Here is a 17455-nt window from a genome sequence, read left to right on the forward strand (position 1 = left end):
AATAATTCATGTCATCAATACCTGTCAAGCAGGTTTTTATTAGGAGTTACCGTGGTAGAAGTTTTTTTGAATAATGCAACAAGAAAGATAGAAGGTGAATACCACCAAAGCAAAGATGCCAACGCGCCGGTTGTGCTGGTTTTACATCATCACCCTCAATATGGTGGTAATATGGGTAGTAAAATTGTACATGGTATATATACGTCTTTTATCGATAACAATTTTTCTGCATTGAAAATTAACTTTCGTGGTGTGGGAAAATCTACCGGAACTTTTGATAAGGGTATAAGAGAATTAACTGACGCTGCGGTAGCTATTGATTGGCTTCAGGAACATAATCCTAGCAACGTTCCAATTTGGATCGCTGGTTTTTCTTTTGGAGCATGGGTGGCTATGCAGCTAACAATGCGTCGCCCTGAGATAGTGGGTTTTATTGCTCTTTCTCTTCCGGTAACTAAGTACGATTTTTCTTTTCTTTCTCCCTGTCCAGTTTCTGGGCTTATAATACAAAGCAGTAACGATACAATCTCAGAAGAAAGCGATGTAACAGAATTAGCAAAAAGGTTAATAAATTCAGTAAAAAGTGATCACATGAAATACCATATAATAGACGATACTAATCACTTTCTAAGGGATAAAGAAGAGGAAGTGACTCAAATCGTAGATGGTTATATAAAACTGCGCTTAAACAGTGCAGCTATTTCTTCTCAAAAGGTCAAAAAAGAGGTAAGGGTAAAAGAATATGCCTAACCTTTACAAACAAGAGAAATGAGTGTAGTAATATAAATGAAAAGGTTTTGTTATGTTTAAAAAGCTATTATTTTTTGTTTTAGCTGTGTTTATGTTATCGGGGTGTTCCCTAAGTAAACAGCGTAAGTTAAAAAGTCCGTGTATAAAAAGCAATGAAAGCGTTTCATGCGAGTTGTACTCTGTTAATGATCATTGGTTAGATAAGTATAAGGCATAGGTAGTTTTAAATTGTGCTATTTTTCCTATTCACAACTTCACTAATGATCGATCTCTCAATTGGAAAATGCAGTCTGCCTTTTCTGCAAGGAGATGATTGTGCGTTACTATAAGCATAGAGCTGTTATTTTCCTTTACGTATGAATGTAGCAGTAAAAACACGTTAAAAGAATTTGTTGGATCTAAATTTCCTGTTGGCTCATCTGCAAGTAAAAGCTTTGGAGAATTTACAATGCTTCTTGCAATTGCAACTCTCTGCCTTTCCCCACCCGAAACTTCAGATACCATGCTACTTGCTTTGTTTTCCAGACCAAATTTTTCCAACATTGCTTGCGAATTTTTTTTTGCTTCAGCTTTGCTTTTTCCTGCAATAAGTTGAGGAAGCATAATATTTTCCAACACCGATAACTCTTGTAACAAATAGTGAAATTGATAAACAAAACTAAGAAAATTTCTTCTTACATGGGTTTTATGCTTATTATTGGCTTGTGTGCAATTTATTCCATCTATCGTAACTATACCTGAAGTTGGCTTGTCCAACAAGCCTGCGATTTGCAATATAGTTGTTTTTCCTGCACCTGAATTGCCAATCAGCGCTACTACTTGCCCTCTTGTGACACTTAGGTTGATGTCTTTTACAACAGCAGAATTGTCCTTGAAGCTTTTATCTACAGAAGTTAGTTCTAGAGCTACATTATCACCCATGTTTAAAAGACCCAGAAGGCATCTAAATTTTGGTAATAATTAAACCGAAAAACTGTTACCACAACCACATTGAGACTTAGCAAGGGTATTCTTTATTTGAAAACCAGAACCACTGAGATCCTCAGTATAATCTATAACTGAGTTATTTAAAAATTTTGCTGAACAATTATCAACCATTAATACAGGGTTTCCATTTTCATCATTAATTACTATATCTTTACCTTTTTCGCTAAAATTGGAGTGGCTTCTATAGTCCTCGCTTTCTTCATAGTCATCATCTTCGTCTTCGTCATCAAACTCATCATCGTAATCATCATCTTCATCATCCAAAGATAGATTTTTATTCATTTGATCCATAAGAAAATTGTATTTGAAGCCAGAACATCCACCGCCTGAAACTGCAACCCGCAAAACGGAACTCTTATCCCCTTCCTGCTCTGCAAGAAAGTGGATTTTTTTTAGTGCATTATCAGTTAAGTTGATGTTGTAATTTGTTGACATAGTAACCACCGTTTATTATTGATAATTTATTATAGTAGAAATTTTACATGTCAAACAATAATTTTCTATTAAGTTATGCATGCTTTCCAAGCAAAACAAAAGGGAGATACTTCAAAGAGCCAGAAGATGAGAATCGCAGCTGCTTTCAGCGTGATAGGGATCGCATTGTTCACTCTAATGCGTTTAGGAAATTGGGGTACAAAACACAAGTTTTTATCAATTACGAGCACGATTACTATCGCACTCGGCTGACTCATAGCCTTGAAGTTGCACAAATTGCAAGATCCATCGCACGCAGGCTCAGCTTAGATGAGGACATCACTGAATGCATAGCGCTTGCACATGACCTTGGTCATCCCCCATTTGGTCACACAGGTGAGGATGCTCTAGTTCAAGTTGATAGTGAGAAGTATGAGTTTGATCATAATGTTCAAGCTATAAGGATTTTAACTTATCTTGAACAAAAACATGCTGATTTTGATGGTATGAATCTAAGTTGGGAGGTGATTGAAGGGGTTGCAAAACATAATGGTCCCTTGCTTGGTCAAAACGCGGAGTCTTCTACAAATAATCAGCTGTTATTAGAATATAATGAAAAATATGATCTAAAACTTGAGGAATTTTCAAGCATTGAAGCGCAAGTTGCTTCAATTGCCGATGATATTGCTTACAGTGTTCACGATCTTGATGATGCACTCAGAGCAAATTTAGTAACCATCGAAGATTTGCTGAATGTTCCTTTAATTGAAAAAATGTTTAAAGACATAAGGAGCAGATATTCAGAATTACCTCAGAGCAAACTCATACATGAATCACTGAGTGGAACTATAGGAACTATGATAAGTGATGTTGTTTCTCAGACTGAAAGAAATATTGAAGATCATAAAATAAAAAGTGTAGAAGACGTAAGAAGTCTAAATAAAATGCTAGTCACATTTTCACCAGAAGTTGCGAATGCTACAAAAGAAATGAAAAGATTCAACATGGAGAAAATATACAGAAGCTATAAACTGAGTAGAACGATGAACAAAGCGAAACGCATAATACAGGAACTTTTTCAATGTTTTTATGAAAATCCAAGATTACTTCCCACAGAGTGGAGCAAACTTGCTTGTGAATCCCAGCGTTCAATAGTAATATGCGACTATATCTCGGGAATGACAGATAGATTTGCTATACATGAGCACAGGAGAATATTCGACACTTCATATGAAATGACTTCTTTCTAATGACTGATGATCATTTCATGTCAATTGCATTAAGGCTTGCAGAAAAAAATCTTGGGAATGTTGCGTCAAATCCTACTGTCGGGTGTGTTATTGTAAAAGATGGTATAATCATTGGTGAGGGATATACAGGAGTAGGTGGGCGCCCACATGCAGAAGTGGTTGCTTTGCAAAGTGCAGAAGGTTTAACCCATGGTGCAACTATGTATATCACGCTCGAGCCATGTTGCCACTTTGGAGTTACAGGACCATGTACTGCGGAAATCATAAGAGCTGGAATAAAAAGGGTAGTAATTGCAACTATTGACCCAGATAGCAGAGTTTCAGGTGGAGGCATTAAAGCTCTGAAAGAAGCAGGAATTGAAGTTGAGCAAGGTATTATGCAAAAAGAGGCAGAAGAACTGAATGTCGGTTTTTTCACCACTAAAGAATTTCATAGACCATTTATAGCTTGCAAAATTGCAACAACTCTTGACGGAAAAATCGCAACATTTACAGGCGATAGCAAATGGATAACAAGTGAAGATACGAGAAATTGGGTGCATGAGCTCAGAGCAAAATATGATGCAATTATGATTGGCAGCAATACTCTTATTAACGATAATCCACTCTTAACTTGCAGATTACCAGAACTCGGAAGTAGATCGCCAATAAGGCTAATTATTGATAGCCAGGAAAAATTGCAGGAAGAGCATAATATTGCAAAGACTGCAGATAAAGTAATAACTTGGGTGATTACAAACAGAGAAATAGAGAGAAAAATAAAAAACATTAATTATTTGATAGTCAATTCAAATCACAAACCTCCTGTTATTCCAGATGTCACCCCAACACACTCTCCTGTCATTCTAACGCCTTCTCCTGTCATCCCAGTGCCCAGACACTGGGATCCAGAAAACTTCAAGCAATTGCATAATGAAAACTGGATTCCAGCGTCACGCGCTGGAATGACATCGGAGCCTGACATTATCGATAAAGTCTGCCTAAAAGACATGGCATCAAAACTTGTTTCAGAAATTGGTATAACAAGGCTATTAGTTGAAGGTGGAGGAGTGTTAATCACAGAGCTACTGAAGCATAGTTTAATCGACAGGCTGATAATCTGCCGCAGTGGTAAAATTTTAGGTAATGATGCCATCCCCTTTATAGGGAATTTAGGAATTCAATCCATCAACAACTGTTACCAATTTAAAAAAGTAGAGATAATAGAGTTTAGTAAGGATGTAGTTGAGATGTGGGATAGATTACCGTAACTCTTCTCAAATGAAAAAAAAGAGGCAGAACCACCTCTACCTCTTCTTTCATTAACTTTAAACTTTTTTAGCGTTTGATATAGCATTTTCTAATGCAACATCTGCTAAGTTAGTTGCTACTTTACCTTTTAAAGCTTCCAAAGCTTCATTACTCACCGCAACTTTTGATGGCTTAGAATCAGTAGTCATACCTAACTCTGCTTTCATGTCAGCAACAGTTGTTTTTTCAGCAACTTTAGTTATTTGCACCTTATATTCAGTAGCATTATTTTCAGGAGCTACGTGTGCAAGCTTAACAACTTTCCCATCTGCTAATAATATGTGAACTGGTTCATTATTTTTTGCTAGTTCTTTGTAATCAGCAATTGGAAGTGTCAGGAATAATTGCTGAACATCGTTATCGCCGTCTTTTTTAACTGTTTCTTCAACAATCGTACCACTCTTTACCACATCTTTGACAAGAGTAGCAAAGTTTGCATCTTTACCATCCTTACCATTTGTACCGTTCACTCCTATTTCTTCATTCTTCTGCATTTGCTGATATGAAGCATAAGCTGCTGCGGCAAAATATACAGCGGCAATAAATAGAACTGCAATTCCAGCAGGGCTAGCAACAAGTGCTAAAGATGCAGGTTCAGCAATTACTTTAGTAGCAATTAATATTGCCGTTATTGCTCCCGCTAAAGATGCAAGTGCAACTAAACCTTCAATACTCATTTTTGTTATATGTGCAGTGTTTTCCCACTTCAATATGCTTTTATTTGTATTTATAGTCATAATAGTCCCCTTAAAAGGATTAAGTATGTGTTAATAGATGCATGTTAGTCAAGCTATTTTTTACATTATTATTTAAAGTATATATTTCAAGCTGCTTCCTAAACTGTCATCAGCTGTATATAATTCACATATGATACACGGCTGGCTGAATCTCGATAAACCAATAGGAATTAGTTCTGCACAAGCTGTAACCCAAGTTAAAAAGATCTTTGGAATTAAGAAAGCTGGTCATCTGGGAACACTTGATCCTTTAGCTTCAGGTGTGTTGCCAATTGCTCTTGGCGAGGCAACAAAAACTGTACCGTATTTATCTTGTGACTTAAAGGCATACGATTTTACAATAAAATGGGGCGAACAAAGAACAACGGATGATTTGGGTGGTGATATCATTAGAACTAGCGATATAAAACCCGAATATAATCAAATAAATTGTGCAATTAAAAATTTTATTGGTGAGATCAAGCAGACTCCTCCTCAATTTTCAGCAATAAAAATTAAAGGAGCAAGGGCGTATAAATTGGCAAGAAGTGGGCAAAAGGTAAATATAAAACCCCGACAAGTCAAAATACATGAGCTGAAATTGATATCTGTGGACACCATAAATAATAGTGCAAATTTTTCTATGATGTGCGGTAGTGGTGTATATGTGAGATCAATTGCTCGGGATCTTGGCATTGCATTAAATTGTTTTGGACACATTACGAAATTAAGAAGAACTATGGTAGGTGACTTTAGAGAAAACGAATCAGTGACAATTGAACAGCTTGCTGAAAGAAACACAATAACTTACTCTCCGATAACAAAAGGTGATACTGGAGTAATAGAAGGTACAGGGAGTAATGCAAAAAGTTTCATCATTCCCATTGAATCGGCTTTAAAATCGATGTTCAAAATTGAAATTTCCCCAGAAGATGCGGGGAAAATCAGAAAAGGTCAGGAAGTTGTATTAAATAACTTGCGTAATTTAAAGAATTATGATATTTGTTGTACGATAGTGGGTAGTGTACCTATTGCAATCTGCAGTTTTATTTATGGTTGTGTGAAACCTATTCGTGTTTTTAATATTTAAAATGAGGTTTAGATGTCGATAACATCCGAAAAGAAAAAGAGTTTGATAAATATATATGCGATTAAAGAGGATGATACAGGTTCATCTTTTGTACAATGTGCAATTTTGACCGAGAGGATCAGTAACTTAACTGAGCATTTTAAAGTGCACAAGCATGACCATCACTCTAAGCGTGGTTTACTTATATTGATAGGTAGAAGACGCAAGCACTTAAATTATATAAAGCGTAAATTTGGTAATGAAGCCTACCAGGAATTAATAGAGAAGTTAGGCATTAGAAAATAATCGAGGAATTTAGTATGTTTAAAATTATAAAAAAATCTATAGAGTGGGGTGGTCGTACCTTATCTTTAGAAACAGGAAAAATAGCACGCCAAGCTCATGGTTCAGTAGTTGTAAATTACGGTGATACTTCTGTTTTAGTAACTGTTGTACGTAAAAAGAAGGAAGAAAGCGTTGATTTCCTACCTTTAAATGTGCAGTTTATCGCAAAAAGCTATGCCATGGGTAAGATCCCTGGTGGTTTTTTTAAAAGGGAAGGCAAGCCATCTGATAGAGAAACTTTAATCTCAAGAGTAATAGATAGGAGTGTAAGGCCACTCTTTCCAGAAGGATTTCATGATGAAATTAGTGTGATGTGTAATCTATTAACTTATGATACAGTCAATCCTCCTGAAGTGCCAGCATTGATTGGTGCTGTTGCAGCTCTTGCGATTTCTGGTGTTCCTTTTCACTTTACTATAGCTGGAGTGATAGTTGGTTGTGATGAAAATAATAACTATATACTCAACCCTTCTGTTCAAGAGATGAAAGCAAGCAGCTTGGATCTGTTTTTGTCTGGTGATGAAAATTCGATTTTAATGGTTGAGTCAGAAGTGAAAGAGCTCTCTGAAGAAAATGTTTTTAATGCAATAAAATTTGGCCATGAACACCTTAAACCTGTCATTAAGCTCATAAAAGAGTTTGCTGATACAGTTGGCAATAAGCCTGAAAGCTTTGCTCCTGTTGATACATCAGATATAACACAAGAGCTCGAAAAATACGGTAAAGATTTTGAAAAAGCATATTCGCAAACAGTAAAACAAGAGCGAGTTCAAGCTCTAGAAGCGGTCAGAGAGAATATATTGAATACTCTTAAAGAGACTGGAAAAGATGAAAAGTTAATTACGTATGCAGTAAAAAACTTTGAAAGATCTTTAGTACGTGAAATAATTAGGAAGAAAGGTGTAAGGATAGACGGTCGTAAGCATGATGAGATACGTCAGATAGAAGTTGAAGTTGATATTCTGTCCAGAACTCACGGTTCTGCGCTGTTTACAAGAGGCAACACTCAGGCATTGGTTGTTACTGCTCTTGGTACTACTCAAGATGAGCAAATTGTGGATGATATTGAAGGGGATAGACGTGAGCATTTCATGTTGCATTATAACTTTCCCTCATTTGCTGTTGGAGAAACTTCTGCTGCACGTGCACCAGGAAGAAGAGAAATCGGTCATGGCAAACTTGCTTGGAAAGCAATTCATCCTGTTTTACCCGATAAATCTGAATTTCCTTATACAATAAGAGTAGTGTCCGAAATTTTGGAGTCTGATGGTTCTTCTTCTATGGCAACAGTTTGTGGGACTTCTCTTGCTTTAATGGATACGGGTGTGCCAATAAAGGCCCCTGTTGCTGGAGTTGCTATGGGCCTTATTAAAGATAAAGACGAGTATGTGATACTTTCCGATATATTGGGTGATGAAGATTATCTTGGTGATATGGACTTTAAAGTAGCAGGAACTAGTGAAGGGGTTACGGCACTACAAATGGATATGAAAATTTCTGGTATAAGCTTTGAAATTGTTGAAAAATCTTTAGAACAGGCAAAAGCTGGAAGATTACATATTTTAGAAAAAATGAATGCAGTGATTTCAGAACACAGTGATGACGTCAAAGACCATGCACCAAGGATGTTATCATTTTACATAGATAAAGACAAAATTTCTGCAGCTATTGGTGCTAAAGGAAAAAATATACGCAGTGTGTGTGAAAGAAGTAATGCAAAAATTGAAATAGGAGATGATGGTAAAGTTTCTGTTTTTGCCATGAGTGGCACTGAAGCTGAAATTGCAAAGAGTATGATGATTGATTCAATAACAGAACTAGAACAAGGTTCTATAGTTGATGTCAAAGTTGTAAAAATAGAGAAGTCTATTGTAGAGCTTGAATTTCTTAATGGCAGAAAAGGAAAAATGCACATAAGTGAAGTAGCTAATGAACACATAGATTCTATAGAGAGCATACTTAAACAAGATGATACTTTCAAAGCACTAGTAATTGACTTCGAAAAAGGTGGGTGTCCAAAGTTGTCAAGACGTCGAGTTGATCAAGAGACGGGAGAGTTTTTTGAAGGTGAGCTTTACAACGAGGAAAGGAAAGATGGTCCAAATGACAGGGATAATTATTACAATAATTCATTTAATAGAAAACCTGGAGGAAGTTACCATAAGAAGCCTTCTCGTCCTCGTTCTGGTTTCAGCAACAGAAATAAGCCGAAATTTGGTAATAATGATTCATCATCAGGCTTTTATTAAAAGTAAACTTCTTGCGTTACCTCTTGTCATCCAAGTAGCTTGACTACTTGGACCAGAGACTTTTTCAAATTGGTAGATAATAGAAATAATTTGTGTTAACTAGCTAAAGATCTTAGGTTTGCCAACATTCCGCTACGTGTTAGCGGCTGAGATACCGCGAATGAATCGCGGTATGACGTAGGGCTGCACTAGCTATATAGGATTACCACGATGGATTTTTAAGATCATTTACGGCCTTCTTAATATCTTCAGCCTTGAATATCGCCGATCCCGCAACTAAAATATCAGCACCTGCTTTTATTATATCAGTTGCGTTAGAAAAGTTAATTCCACCATCTACTGAAATTTGTGTTTTAAGATTACGCTCCTGTATCATTTTTTTTATAGTAGATATCTTGTTCAACTGTGAATGAATAAATTCCTGCCCTCCAAAGCCAGGGTTGACTGTCATAATCAGCACAATATCTAGCTCATGTATTATGTATTCAAGCACACTTGGGGAAGTTGAAGGAACAATTGAGACTCCAGCTTGAATCGTTTTTTTTGCGTCGTTTACATTTTTGTATGACTTTATCTTTCTTATCAACCTCTCAAGGTGTATCTCTGCTTCTGCATGTACAGTGATAATATCAGCACCAGCATTTATAAAGCTTTCAATGTGGTTACCAGGAGATTTGACCATTAAATGCACATCAAAAGGAAGATTGCTATATTTACGTATTGCAGAGACAACGCTAGGACCAATTGTAATATTTGGAACGAAATTCCCATCCATAACGTCTATGTGTATGTAATCTACACCTAAATCGCTAATTTTTCTTACTTCTTCTCCTAATTTTGCAAAGTCTGCTGAAAGTATAGAAGGTGCAATTTTAATACTCATGAGCTGTTTTTTACTAAAAAATAACTTATTTTTAAGACTCTGTCACCCTAATACTATTTGCATCATCTGAGTAGCTATAGGAACTGGATACCGATATCGGCGATGATTTATGCCTATTTAACTAGATCTTAAATTAGATAAAAAAAGGTAGTCTTGATAAAACTTATTTACAACAAGTTTTTTTACATTTGGATTTTCTGTTTGTTCTTTTTTGTACCCTAATTTATAGCTTATTGAATCCTTATATGAACTGATCGTTTTGTATGCTTTGTTCATCTCTCTAGGAAAGATGCCATTAGCAATTACGACGCATAACCCTGTAGCTGTTGCAAAAGCTAGAGTGATAAATGCTAGATTTTGTAAAAAATTCCTTCCACTAATTTTTTTTTCCTGTATATTAGCAGAGTGCGATTTGTTTGACGCTTCTTCTAGATGTTCATGCCATATATGATTGCAGTTCGTACACTTTACCTTTCTTCCAAATGCACCAATTTGCTCAGAAGATACTAAGTAAGTTTTAGTACAACTATTACATTGTATTTTCATAGCACTTACATATAAAGTGGTAACAAGCTCAAATGATACAGAGCTATAAATTTAATATTAATATATATAACAAATGGAAGGTTTGCAACTAAAAAAAACACAAAGTGAGATAGAAAATATTTGGAAAAATAGAGAAAAATTTAATGACTGTAACCTAAAGGAAACAGCAAGAATAGCAATTAAAGAGGTAATTGAGCTCCTTGATAGTGGCAAAATTAGAGTAGCAGAAAAGCTATCAAGTGGAGAATGGGTAGTACATAAGTGGATAAAGCAGGCAATATTATTACATTTTCTCACTGAAGAAAACAAAATAATAGACAATACCAATTGCTGGTTTGACAAGATCGGTAACAAATTTAGTGAATGGAATGAGGAGAAATTTCGCCAGTTAAAAATTAGAGCAGTTCCTGGGTGTTTTGTCCGCCGATCTGCTTATATAGGTACAAATGTTGTTCTAATGCCAAGTTTTATCAACGTTGGTGCATATGTTAATTCAGGAACAATGATAGATACCTGGTCAACGATTGGTAGCTGTGCGCAAATAGGAAAAAACTGCCATATTTCCGGTGGAGTGGGAATAGGTGGAGTCCTTGAGCCTATTCAAGCTTCACCTGTCATTATAGAAGATAATTGCTTTATTGGAGCACGTAGCGAGGTAGCCGAGGGTGTGGTAGTGAGAGAAGGATCAGTCCTTGGCATGGGTGTGTTTATTGGAGCATCAACAAAGATTATTGATAGAGAAACTAGCGAGGTATTTTATGGCGAAGTGCCACCTTATTCTGTAGTGGTACCAGGGTCTATTCCATCTAAAAATAACATTTCAACCTATTGTGCAGTTATAGTAAAAAAAGTGGATGAAAAGACGAGATCGAAAACCTCTATAAATGAAATATTGAGGGATTAAACTATCTCACTGCTTGTCGTCACTTTTTTTATCATTATTACTAACCACAGTAATGGCATACGCACATAACTCTGAGAAAGAGACTCCATTTTCTTGAGATAGTTTATATAATTTTTGTAGACTTTCTTTTACTTTATTAGGGATATTCCCTCCACGTTCTTTTACAAGCCAGGAATCTTGATGATGAATTGGATGAGCATCACTTTTTGGATTTCCTATATATATTGCAAAAGGTGAACTTTGTCCTTTGAAGTCACATTGTACAGTAAATTTTTTTATAGATTCAGCCATCTAAAGACCTCTACTTTTCTTTTTGGTCGATTTTATAGCAGGTGGAAGAGGTGGTTTCTTTATAAAATCTTGTCTATTGACAACACTTTCTTTACCTTCCAAAGCTCGGCGAACATCAGCTCTGCTTAATTGCGACTCTTTTGCTACCTTCATTCCATGCTTTGCCATAATATTAGCATATGCTAGTACTTTTTTTACCAATTCTAGATCACCATCTAGCATTTGAACTAGCACTTGAAACACTTCCGCTAAAGTTAGTCCATCAGCATTTATAACCTTGTTTTCTATAAAATTGACAGCTTCTTCAAATTTGTATTCAATACTATCATCTTGAGGTATAAGGGCAACATAATCGGTGTTTTTGTCGTCCATAACTGAAGCACTATTACTTACAAACTTAAGTTTATACTATATATATAAATACTCTACTATTTTATATTATGGCACGCTATAGTTAAACATTTATTAATAACATGCTCACTTATATACACGAATTAATTGACAAAAGTCAAGGATCAATATCCATCAGTGATTTCATGAATGCCGTTTTGTACCATGAAAAATACGGCTATTATACGAGTAGATTACCACTTGGTAAGGATGGTGATTTTACTACTGCACCTGAGATCAGCCAATTATTTGGTGAAGTAATTGCAGTTTGGATAATGCATACATGGGAAAAATTAGGAAAGCCATCAAAATTTTCTCTAGTTGAACTTGGGCCAGGCAAAGGAACACTCATTCACGATATAATAAGAGTCACTAAAAAATACAGCAGCTTTTTTAATTCAATGTTGATCCACTTAGTTGAAATAAGCCCTACTTTACGGAAGATACAAAAGGAAAAATTAAAAGGCTTAGGTGTTAATTGGCACAAAGATATTGACAACCTACCAGAACAACCAACCATTTTTTTAGCAAATGAGTTCTTTGACGCTCTTCCGATAGATCAGTTTGTATATCGTGATGAGGGGTGGTATGAAAATAGGGTGACAAAACAAGATGATGGCAGTCTCTTGGTGTCATGCCAGTGCGTGACACTGGAATCCAGAAAAAAAGAATCATGGATTCCAGTGTCAGCTACTTGCATGACAGGGAGTTTCGATGGTACAGTGGTGGAAATATGTTCAACTGGGGTTGAAATATTAAAAAAACTTGAGAAGAAGATACATAATAATAAAGGAGCTGCTTTGATTATAGATTACGGTTATGTATACCCCGCGTATAAGAGCACTTTGCAATCGATAAAACAACATAAGTATGCTAATTTTCTTGAGAATGTTGGTAATAGTGATATTACTGCACTTGTGAACTTTCAAGCATTAAAAGATTCATTAAAACACGTAGATTGCGAGATTTTAACTCAAAGAGAATTTTTATATCTTTTTGGCATAAAAGAAAGAACCCAGGCTTTAATGAAAAGCGCAAGTGATGAACAAAGGAATAGGATCTTTAGTGAATTCTTAAGGTTGACTGAAAATATGGGCACTCTTTTTAAAGCAATGCTATTGATATAGCTAGCCCAAGAAAGGTTTCCCTACGTCATACCGCGATTCATTCGCGGTATCTCAGCCGCTAACTAGTAGCGGAATGACGAATTTGTTGTTTTTCAAATTGTAGGTAAACCTAAGTCACTTTAGCTATAGCATAGCTAAAGTAATTTATGTTATTGGGTAAGTTAAAAATATGATATAAATGAGATAAGAGGGAGCTACTCACTATAGGAATAGAGTTGCGCGCGCGACCGAGGGTTTTATACCATTCTAGAAGTAATATGCGGAAAAGGGGGGATTCGAACCCCCGACATATTTTCATATGTGCACGCTTTCCAAGCGTGTGCTTTAGACCACTCAGCCACCTTTCCATGCATATTTATAATATTGAAAATTGTGCTGCTAAACAATATAAAAACCTGGTATATAGGGTTCACCACGAAAATTTACAGTATTGTTAAACTTGCTTCTGCAAGTTGGAAATGTTTTATCGCAACCTGCGAGTATTGAATATTTATCCCCAGCAGAAATTTGGTATGGAGGCGAAGTAAACAACGTAACTACTTTATTTTTATATTCTTTTACTACACCTTCAAATGCTGTTGAGCCAAAGAATTTTACTACTCCGTGCTTATAATATTCATCACTCTCAGCTAAATTCGTGTCTTCAAATCTTCTTTCGTCTATTACTTTAGTGATTGTACTTATTTTACTAAATTTTTTAGTATCGGCTTTGCATTTATCATCGCAAAATTGTGCTCTGCATGCAGGAGAGTATAATTCTGCTATGCTTCTCTCAAGCTTTGCTGAGAGCCCTCTAATTTCAACAATAAATCTTCCACTACTTAATGTCACTTTACCAAAAGTTCCTGAATGTAGATTCATTGTTCCCTGGGTCAAGTCTTTATAATTCACAAGAAATATTTCAATATTTGCAAAGTCGTACTTTCCTGATAAAACATCTTCTTCTTTAATATCACCACTATTTAATATCCCTTCAATTTCTAGATTATCAGTTTTTAAATCGCTGTTTAATATTATACTACTGGCTGTAAATCCACTTGAAGATTTATAGAGTATATTATTAATATTTAAATCTTCATCATAGTCAGTGAATCCCATTACTTCTCCACCTGCAAGCGTTAATTTCCAGCACGTAGCAGTGGTAAGTAATTCTCCAGCTAAATGATTTTTTAGTGTGGTTTGCATAGGGGCCTCCTGTTTAATTGATTGAATTTGAAAGTAGCTATACGGCTAGTAGATAAGCCAGTGTGTTCTTTTCCCGTCATCTGAGTAGCTATAGAGTGTCATCCCAGTAACCATAGGGTGTCATTCCAGTAACCATAGGGTGTCATCCCAGTGCGTGACACTGGGATCTAATTTTACCTGACTATGTTATCATATAAATCTACCCAATTTGGATTTTCTTTTTCGATCAAATCAGTCTTCCATTTTCTTTTCCAACTTTTTAACAGTCTTTCTCTATTAAGAGCTGAATTTATATCTTGAAATTCTTCAAAATGAACTAATTTATGTACATTGTATTTTGATGTAAAGCCAGAAATAACTTTACTCTTATGTTCCCAGATTCGTTTAATCAGATTTGATGTTATACCTGTATATAAAGTTCGATTATTCTTGCTTGCAAGTATGTAAACGTAATAATTTTGCATATAACTTAGATCCCAGTGTCACGCACTGGGATGACAGGAGAGAGGACACTATATGTTTATTTGATTGACAAATAAACACTAACAAATAAGATACACACCACATTAAATTGTGGTGTGTACTAGCTGGTTAGAAAGAAAACTTCACACCAGTAAGAAGGAGAATTCCTTGGTTAGAAGGTGCCTCTTCTGTGGTACTACCTGCTTTTGTAATCTTATGATTTGCGTTTTGTTTCTCGTTAGTCATAAAATAATGGAGAGCTGCGTAAGGAACAAATTTGCTCTTACTGCATGCAGGAGATAGATCATATTCAACGCCAAGTGCGCCATCGTGAAGCATATCTCCATCATTCATTCTGCTACCAAAGTACGTCAAACTTGTGTAGATATTCTCATATTGATAGCCAGCTCCTACAGTCCAATACATGGTGTCCATACTATCTTCACCAAATTGAGCTTTCAGCCCTTCCATTCTTTTGTTAGCATCAGGAAGCAGTTCATATTTTTCAATTTTATTATTAGCATCTTTTGTCAGTATTTCAATACCTTTTGGTTGACCAGATTTGCCCAGATATGCAAAAGAGGCAGCAAATTTTATGCCTTGATCCTCATTAATCTTATAATCAGCGCTTACACCCAAATTAACACCCATAAGGTCATTGTACTCTACAAATTCCTTATAAAGATGCTTATCTTTACTTGGTTTTTTCGCTTGACCATACTCACCAACTGCAGAAGTTTTAACTTTCACCTTATATTTATCAAAGTCATATTCATATGATGCACCAGCACTTATTATGTGCTCATAGTCTGGACCGACATGTTTTATCTCTTCCTTATGTTTTATTTTATCATTATCTGTACTATCCTTGAAAGGAACTGTTTCTTTTACAGTAAACAAGCTACTATCATAACGAGGTGAGTAGCTGATACCAAATCTTGCGCCCATATAATTTGGTGAGTAGTAAGCAACTCTAAATGGCAGTGTAGTCATAACATCTTTGTTGTATTTCCCTGCCATGCGGAAAGAGAATTTTTCACTTTCACTCGAAAAACTTTCAGTGTAAAGACGTGGTGTTACATAAAATGGAAAGCTCGCAGCGCTTCCTTCTAAGTTCACTTTTCTGAACCAGTCACTATCTGCAGCTCCGTCAACAGTTGCAATTCTTGTTGCATCAAGTCTCATCAGAGCCTCAGGACCAAATTGATAACCAAGCTTTAGATCACCATGTTTTGAATTTAAAAATACATGTGCACTCCTGCTCCTTGCAGCGTAAACACCCTGTGAAGCCCCTTTGCCTTCTGTAACTGGGACGTGAAATTGCATGTCAGCACCATAAAGAAGACCTAAATCTTCATTTTTATTTTCTGCTCTGAGGTGTAATATCGCATCAGCAGTCATACCCATATCGTTGCTGTAATCACCAATATTTCCTATTCCACTAGGGAATACGGGATTTGCTCCTTGTATCTTATCCTGAGGGGCAGTATAATACTCTATAGATCTGTTTGGCATAACGTTGTAACGTTTATACTCTTCACCACTTGGCCCTGCTTTGCCATAGCTTTGAGCATCAACAACACCACCAAAAGTTATTCTTAAGCCATCTTTTCCTTGGTTGGTGTCGATAATATCAACTCCACCAACTGAAACAACAGGACTTGCCTTACCTTTTTCCTCTGTATTTTTGTTAACAACTTTTACATCCTTCTTTACATCTTTAGCTTTAATTTTAGCATTCTTAGTTTTAGAAGCCTTAGTTTTTGAAACTTTACCTTTTTCTATATTAGAATTCTTAGCATTTAGAGCTTTCGCTTTTGAATCCTCTATAAGCTTTGCTTTTTTCTCATTTGCTAGCCTGATCTCCTCTTTTTTCTTCTGCTCGGCTGCTAATCTTAGCTCCTCTTTTTTCTTAAGCTCTTCAGCTTTTTTTCTTGGATCAGCATTACATATTCTGTCCATCTTTTCTTTCAGTTTTTTATTTGATGTTTTCATAACTTCTGTTTTTCCAGAAGTTTTTGTGCTCTCTTGCTTTTTTATTTCCTTCATACTCTCATCAGGAAAGTCAGCTGCAAAACTGCTGAAAGAACATAAAGTTAATAAAGAAACTAGAGCAGTTCTAGTATAAATAGATTTTTTCATGAAGTGCCCCCAAAAAATTTCGAAATCATTGTCTTAAATGTAAATATATAAAAATGTTGAAAATTCAACTTAAAGCAATCTTATAGCGAAAACAAAAGTAAAGTGCAACACCTTAAAAACAACTTTTTTAATATGCCTAACGTTTATATTAACCAAAATTTAGCACAAAGGTTAATATTTTTTGCTTGCTAGTGCATTATAACTCTACTATTTATTCTATGGAAGTAAAATTTTTTTATTCTAGCAATAGAAAGATTATAGAAAATACTATTGACAATAATATCAATCTACATTACAGTTAAATAAATTGTTTAGCTGATAGTAGATTGAGGTAGTTATGGATTTTAGTTTTTTACGCAATTGATTTAGCACCACAGGTACTAGTGCAAGTAGTATAGATTCACAATTAGGTGATGTTGAACAATCAAGCTCCATCTTAGCAGATAACGGCAAAT

At 35.6% G+C, this 17455-nt stretch carries 18 protein-coding genes and 1 tRNA gene; 8 read left to right on the forward strand and 11 right to left on the reverse strand.

From position 1 onward, the window contains the following. Nucleotides 1–51 precede the first annotated feature (51 nt). Entirely contained in the window at nucleotides 52–750 is a 699-nt protein-coding gene (locus ABWU36_RS05190) for an alpha/beta hydrolase (RefSeq protein WP_353273096.1), read from the forward strand. Between the two features lie 246 nt (nucleotides 751–996). Here ABWU36_RS05190 and ABWU36_RS05200 read toward each other — a convergent pair whose 3' ends face one another. Then, nucleotides 997–1671 (reverse strand): ABC transporter ATP-binding protein, encoded by a 675-nt coding sequence (locus ABWU36_RS05200; RefSeq protein WP_253309781.1) that lies wholly within the window; start codon nucleotides 1669–1671, stop codon nucleotides 997–999. 39 nt (nucleotides 1672–1710) lie between these two features. Continuing rightward, nucleotides 1711–2172 (reverse strand): HesB/IscA family protein, encoded by a 462-nt coding sequence (locus ABWU36_RS05205; RefSeq protein ID WP_253309915.1) that lies wholly within the window; start codon nucleotides 2170–2172, stop codon nucleotides 1711–1713. Nucleotides 2173–2219: 47 nt separating this feature from the next. On the opposite strand from ABWU36_RS05205, the gene ABWU36_RS05210 reads away from it, so the two are divergent. Both ABWU36_RS05210 and ribD read left to right on the forward strand, forming a co-directional pair. Then, nucleotides 2220–3401, forward strand: a complete 1182-nt coding sequence (locus ABWU36_RS05210) for a deoxyguanosinetriphosphate triphosphohydrolase (protein WP_264687883.1) — start codon at nucleotides 2220–2222, stop codon at nucleotides 3399–3401. After that, nucleotides 3401–4651 carry a bifunctional diaminohydroxyphosphoribosylaminopyrimidine deaminase/5-amino-6-(5-phosphoribosylamino)uracil reductase RibD gene (ribD, locus tag ABWU36_RS05215; RefSeq protein ID WP_264687884.1) on the forward strand — a complete coding sequence of 417 codons (1251 nt, stop codon included), beginning with the start codon at nucleotides 3401–3403 and terminating at the stop codon, nucleotides 4649–4651. The genes ABWU36_RS05210 and ribD overlap by 1 nt, the downstream gene beginning before the upstream one ends. 57 nt (nucleotides 4652–4708) lie before the next feature. On the opposite strand, the gene ABWU36_RS05220 is transcribed toward ribD, so the two are convergent. Next, nucleotides 4709–5428, reverse strand: a complete 720-nt coding sequence (locus tag ABWU36_RS05220; RefSeq protein WP_353273097.1) for a hypothetical protein — start codon at nucleotides 5426–5428, stop codon at nucleotides 4709–4711. A 133-nt stretch (nucleotides 5429–5561) separates the two neighbouring features. On the opposite strand from ABWU36_RS05220, the gene truB reads away from it, so the two are divergent. From truB to pnp, 3 genes are read left to right on the forward strand one after another with little or no spacing between them, the layout of a single operon-like run. Further along, entirely contained in the window at nucleotides 5562–6497 is a 936-nt protein-coding gene (gene truB / locus ABWU36_RS05225; protein WP_264688464.1) for a tRNA pseudouridine(55) synthase TruB, read from the forward strand. Nucleotides 6498–6509: 12 nt separating this feature from the next. Then, on the forward strand, nucleotides 6510–6782 hold the full coding sequence (rpsO, locus tag ABWU36_RS05230) for a 30S ribosomal protein S15 (protein ID WP_006279944.1): 273 nt from the start codon (nucleotides 6510–6512) through the stop codon (nucleotides 6780–6782). Between the two features lie 14 nt (nucleotides 6783–6796). After that, nucleotides 6797–9070: a polyribonucleotide nucleotidyltransferase gene (gene pnp, locus ABWU36_RS05235; protein ID WP_353273098.1), complete on the forward strand. Its 2274-nt coding sequence runs from the start codon at nucleotides 6797–6799 to the stop codon at nucleotides 9068–9070. Between the two features lie 202 nt (nucleotides 9071–9272). On the opposite strand, the gene rpe is transcribed toward pnp, so the two are convergent. Then, complete coding sequence (gene rpe / locus ABWU36_RS05240) at nucleotides 9273–9953, reverse strand: ribulose-phosphate 3-epimerase (RefSeq protein ID WP_253309921.1); 681 nt, start codon at nucleotides 9951–9953, stop codon at nucleotides 9273–9275. A 117-nt stretch (nucleotides 9954–10070) separates the two neighbouring features. After that, a complete protein-coding gene (locus ABWU36_RS05245; RefSeq protein WP_353273099.1) occupies nucleotides 10071–10499 on the reverse strand; it encodes a zinc-ribbon domain-containing protein in 429 nt (142 codons plus the stop codon). A 73-nt stretch (nucleotides 10500–10572) separates the two neighbouring features. Here ABWU36_RS05245 and dapD point away from each other — a divergent pair, with 73 nt between their 5' ends. Beyond that, nucleotides 10573–11403, forward strand: a complete 831-nt coding sequence (gene dapD / locus ABWU36_RS05250) for a 2,3,4,5-tetrahydropyridine-2,6-dicarboxylate N-succinyltransferase (protein ID WP_353273100.1) — start codon at nucleotides 10573–10575, stop codon at nucleotides 11401–11403. A 6-nt stretch (nucleotides 11404–11409) separates the two neighbouring features. Here the strand turns inward: dapD and ABWU36_RS05255 are convergent, their stop codons facing one another. Both ABWU36_RS05255 and ABWU36_RS05260 read right to left on the reverse strand, forming a co-directional pair. Then, nucleotides 11410–11694, reverse strand: coding sequence for a DUF2610 domain-containing protein (locus ABWU36_RS05255; protein ID WP_007549418.1), 285 nt, complete (start codon nucleotides 11692–11694; stop codon nucleotides 11410–11412). After that, a complete protein-coding gene (locus ABWU36_RS05260) occupies nucleotides 11695–12066 on the reverse strand; it encodes a hypothetical protein (protein ID WP_353273101.1) in 372 nt (123 codons plus the stop codon). A gap of 101 nt (nucleotides 12067–12167) precedes the next feature. Between ABWU36_RS05260 and ABWU36_RS05265 the strand changes: the two genes are divergently transcribed. Next, on the forward strand, nucleotides 12168–13211 hold the full coding sequence (locus ABWU36_RS05265; protein ID WP_353273102.1) for a class I SAM-dependent methyltransferase: 1044 nt from the start codon (nucleotides 12168–12170) through the stop codon (nucleotides 13209–13211). Between the two features lie 260 nt (nucleotides 13212–13471). On the opposite strand, the gene ABWU36_RS05270 is transcribed toward ABWU36_RS05265, so the two are convergent. The 4 genes from ABWU36_RS05270 to ABWU36_RS05285 all read right to left on the reverse strand — a co-directional run bounded on the left by ABWU36_RS05270 (nucleotide 13472) and on the right by ABWU36_RS05285 (nucleotide 17000). Continuing rightward, nucleotides 13472–13558 (reverse strand) — tRNA-Ser (locus ABWU36_RS05270). A 31-nt stretch (nucleotides 13559–13589) separates the two neighbouring features. After that, nucleotides 13590–14396: a DUF2163 domain-containing protein gene (locus ABWU36_RS05275; RefSeq protein WP_264687893.1), complete on the reverse strand. Its 807-nt coding sequence runs from the start codon at nucleotides 14394–14396 to the stop codon at nucleotides 13590–13592. Between the two features lie 173 nt (nucleotides 14397–14569). Next, the gene (locus tag ABWU36_RS05280; RefSeq protein ID WP_253309591.1) at nucleotides 14570–14860 is read right to left on the reverse strand and encodes a GIY-YIG nuclease family protein; all 291 of its coding nucleotides are present in this window, start codon (nucleotides 14858–14860) and stop codon (nucleotides 14570–14572) included. Between the two features lie 127 nt (nucleotides 14861–14987). Then, a complete protein-coding gene (locus ABWU36_RS05285; RefSeq protein WP_353273103.1) occupies nucleotides 14988–17000 on the reverse strand; it encodes a porin in 2013 nt (670 codons plus the stop codon). Nucleotides 17001–17455 lie beyond the last annotated feature (455 nt).

The organism is Wolbachia endosymbiont (group A) of Portevinia maculata (assembly GCF_964028525.1).
Lineage (GTDB): Bacteria > Pseudomonadota > Alphaproteobacteria > Rickettsiales > Anaplasmataceae > Wolbachia.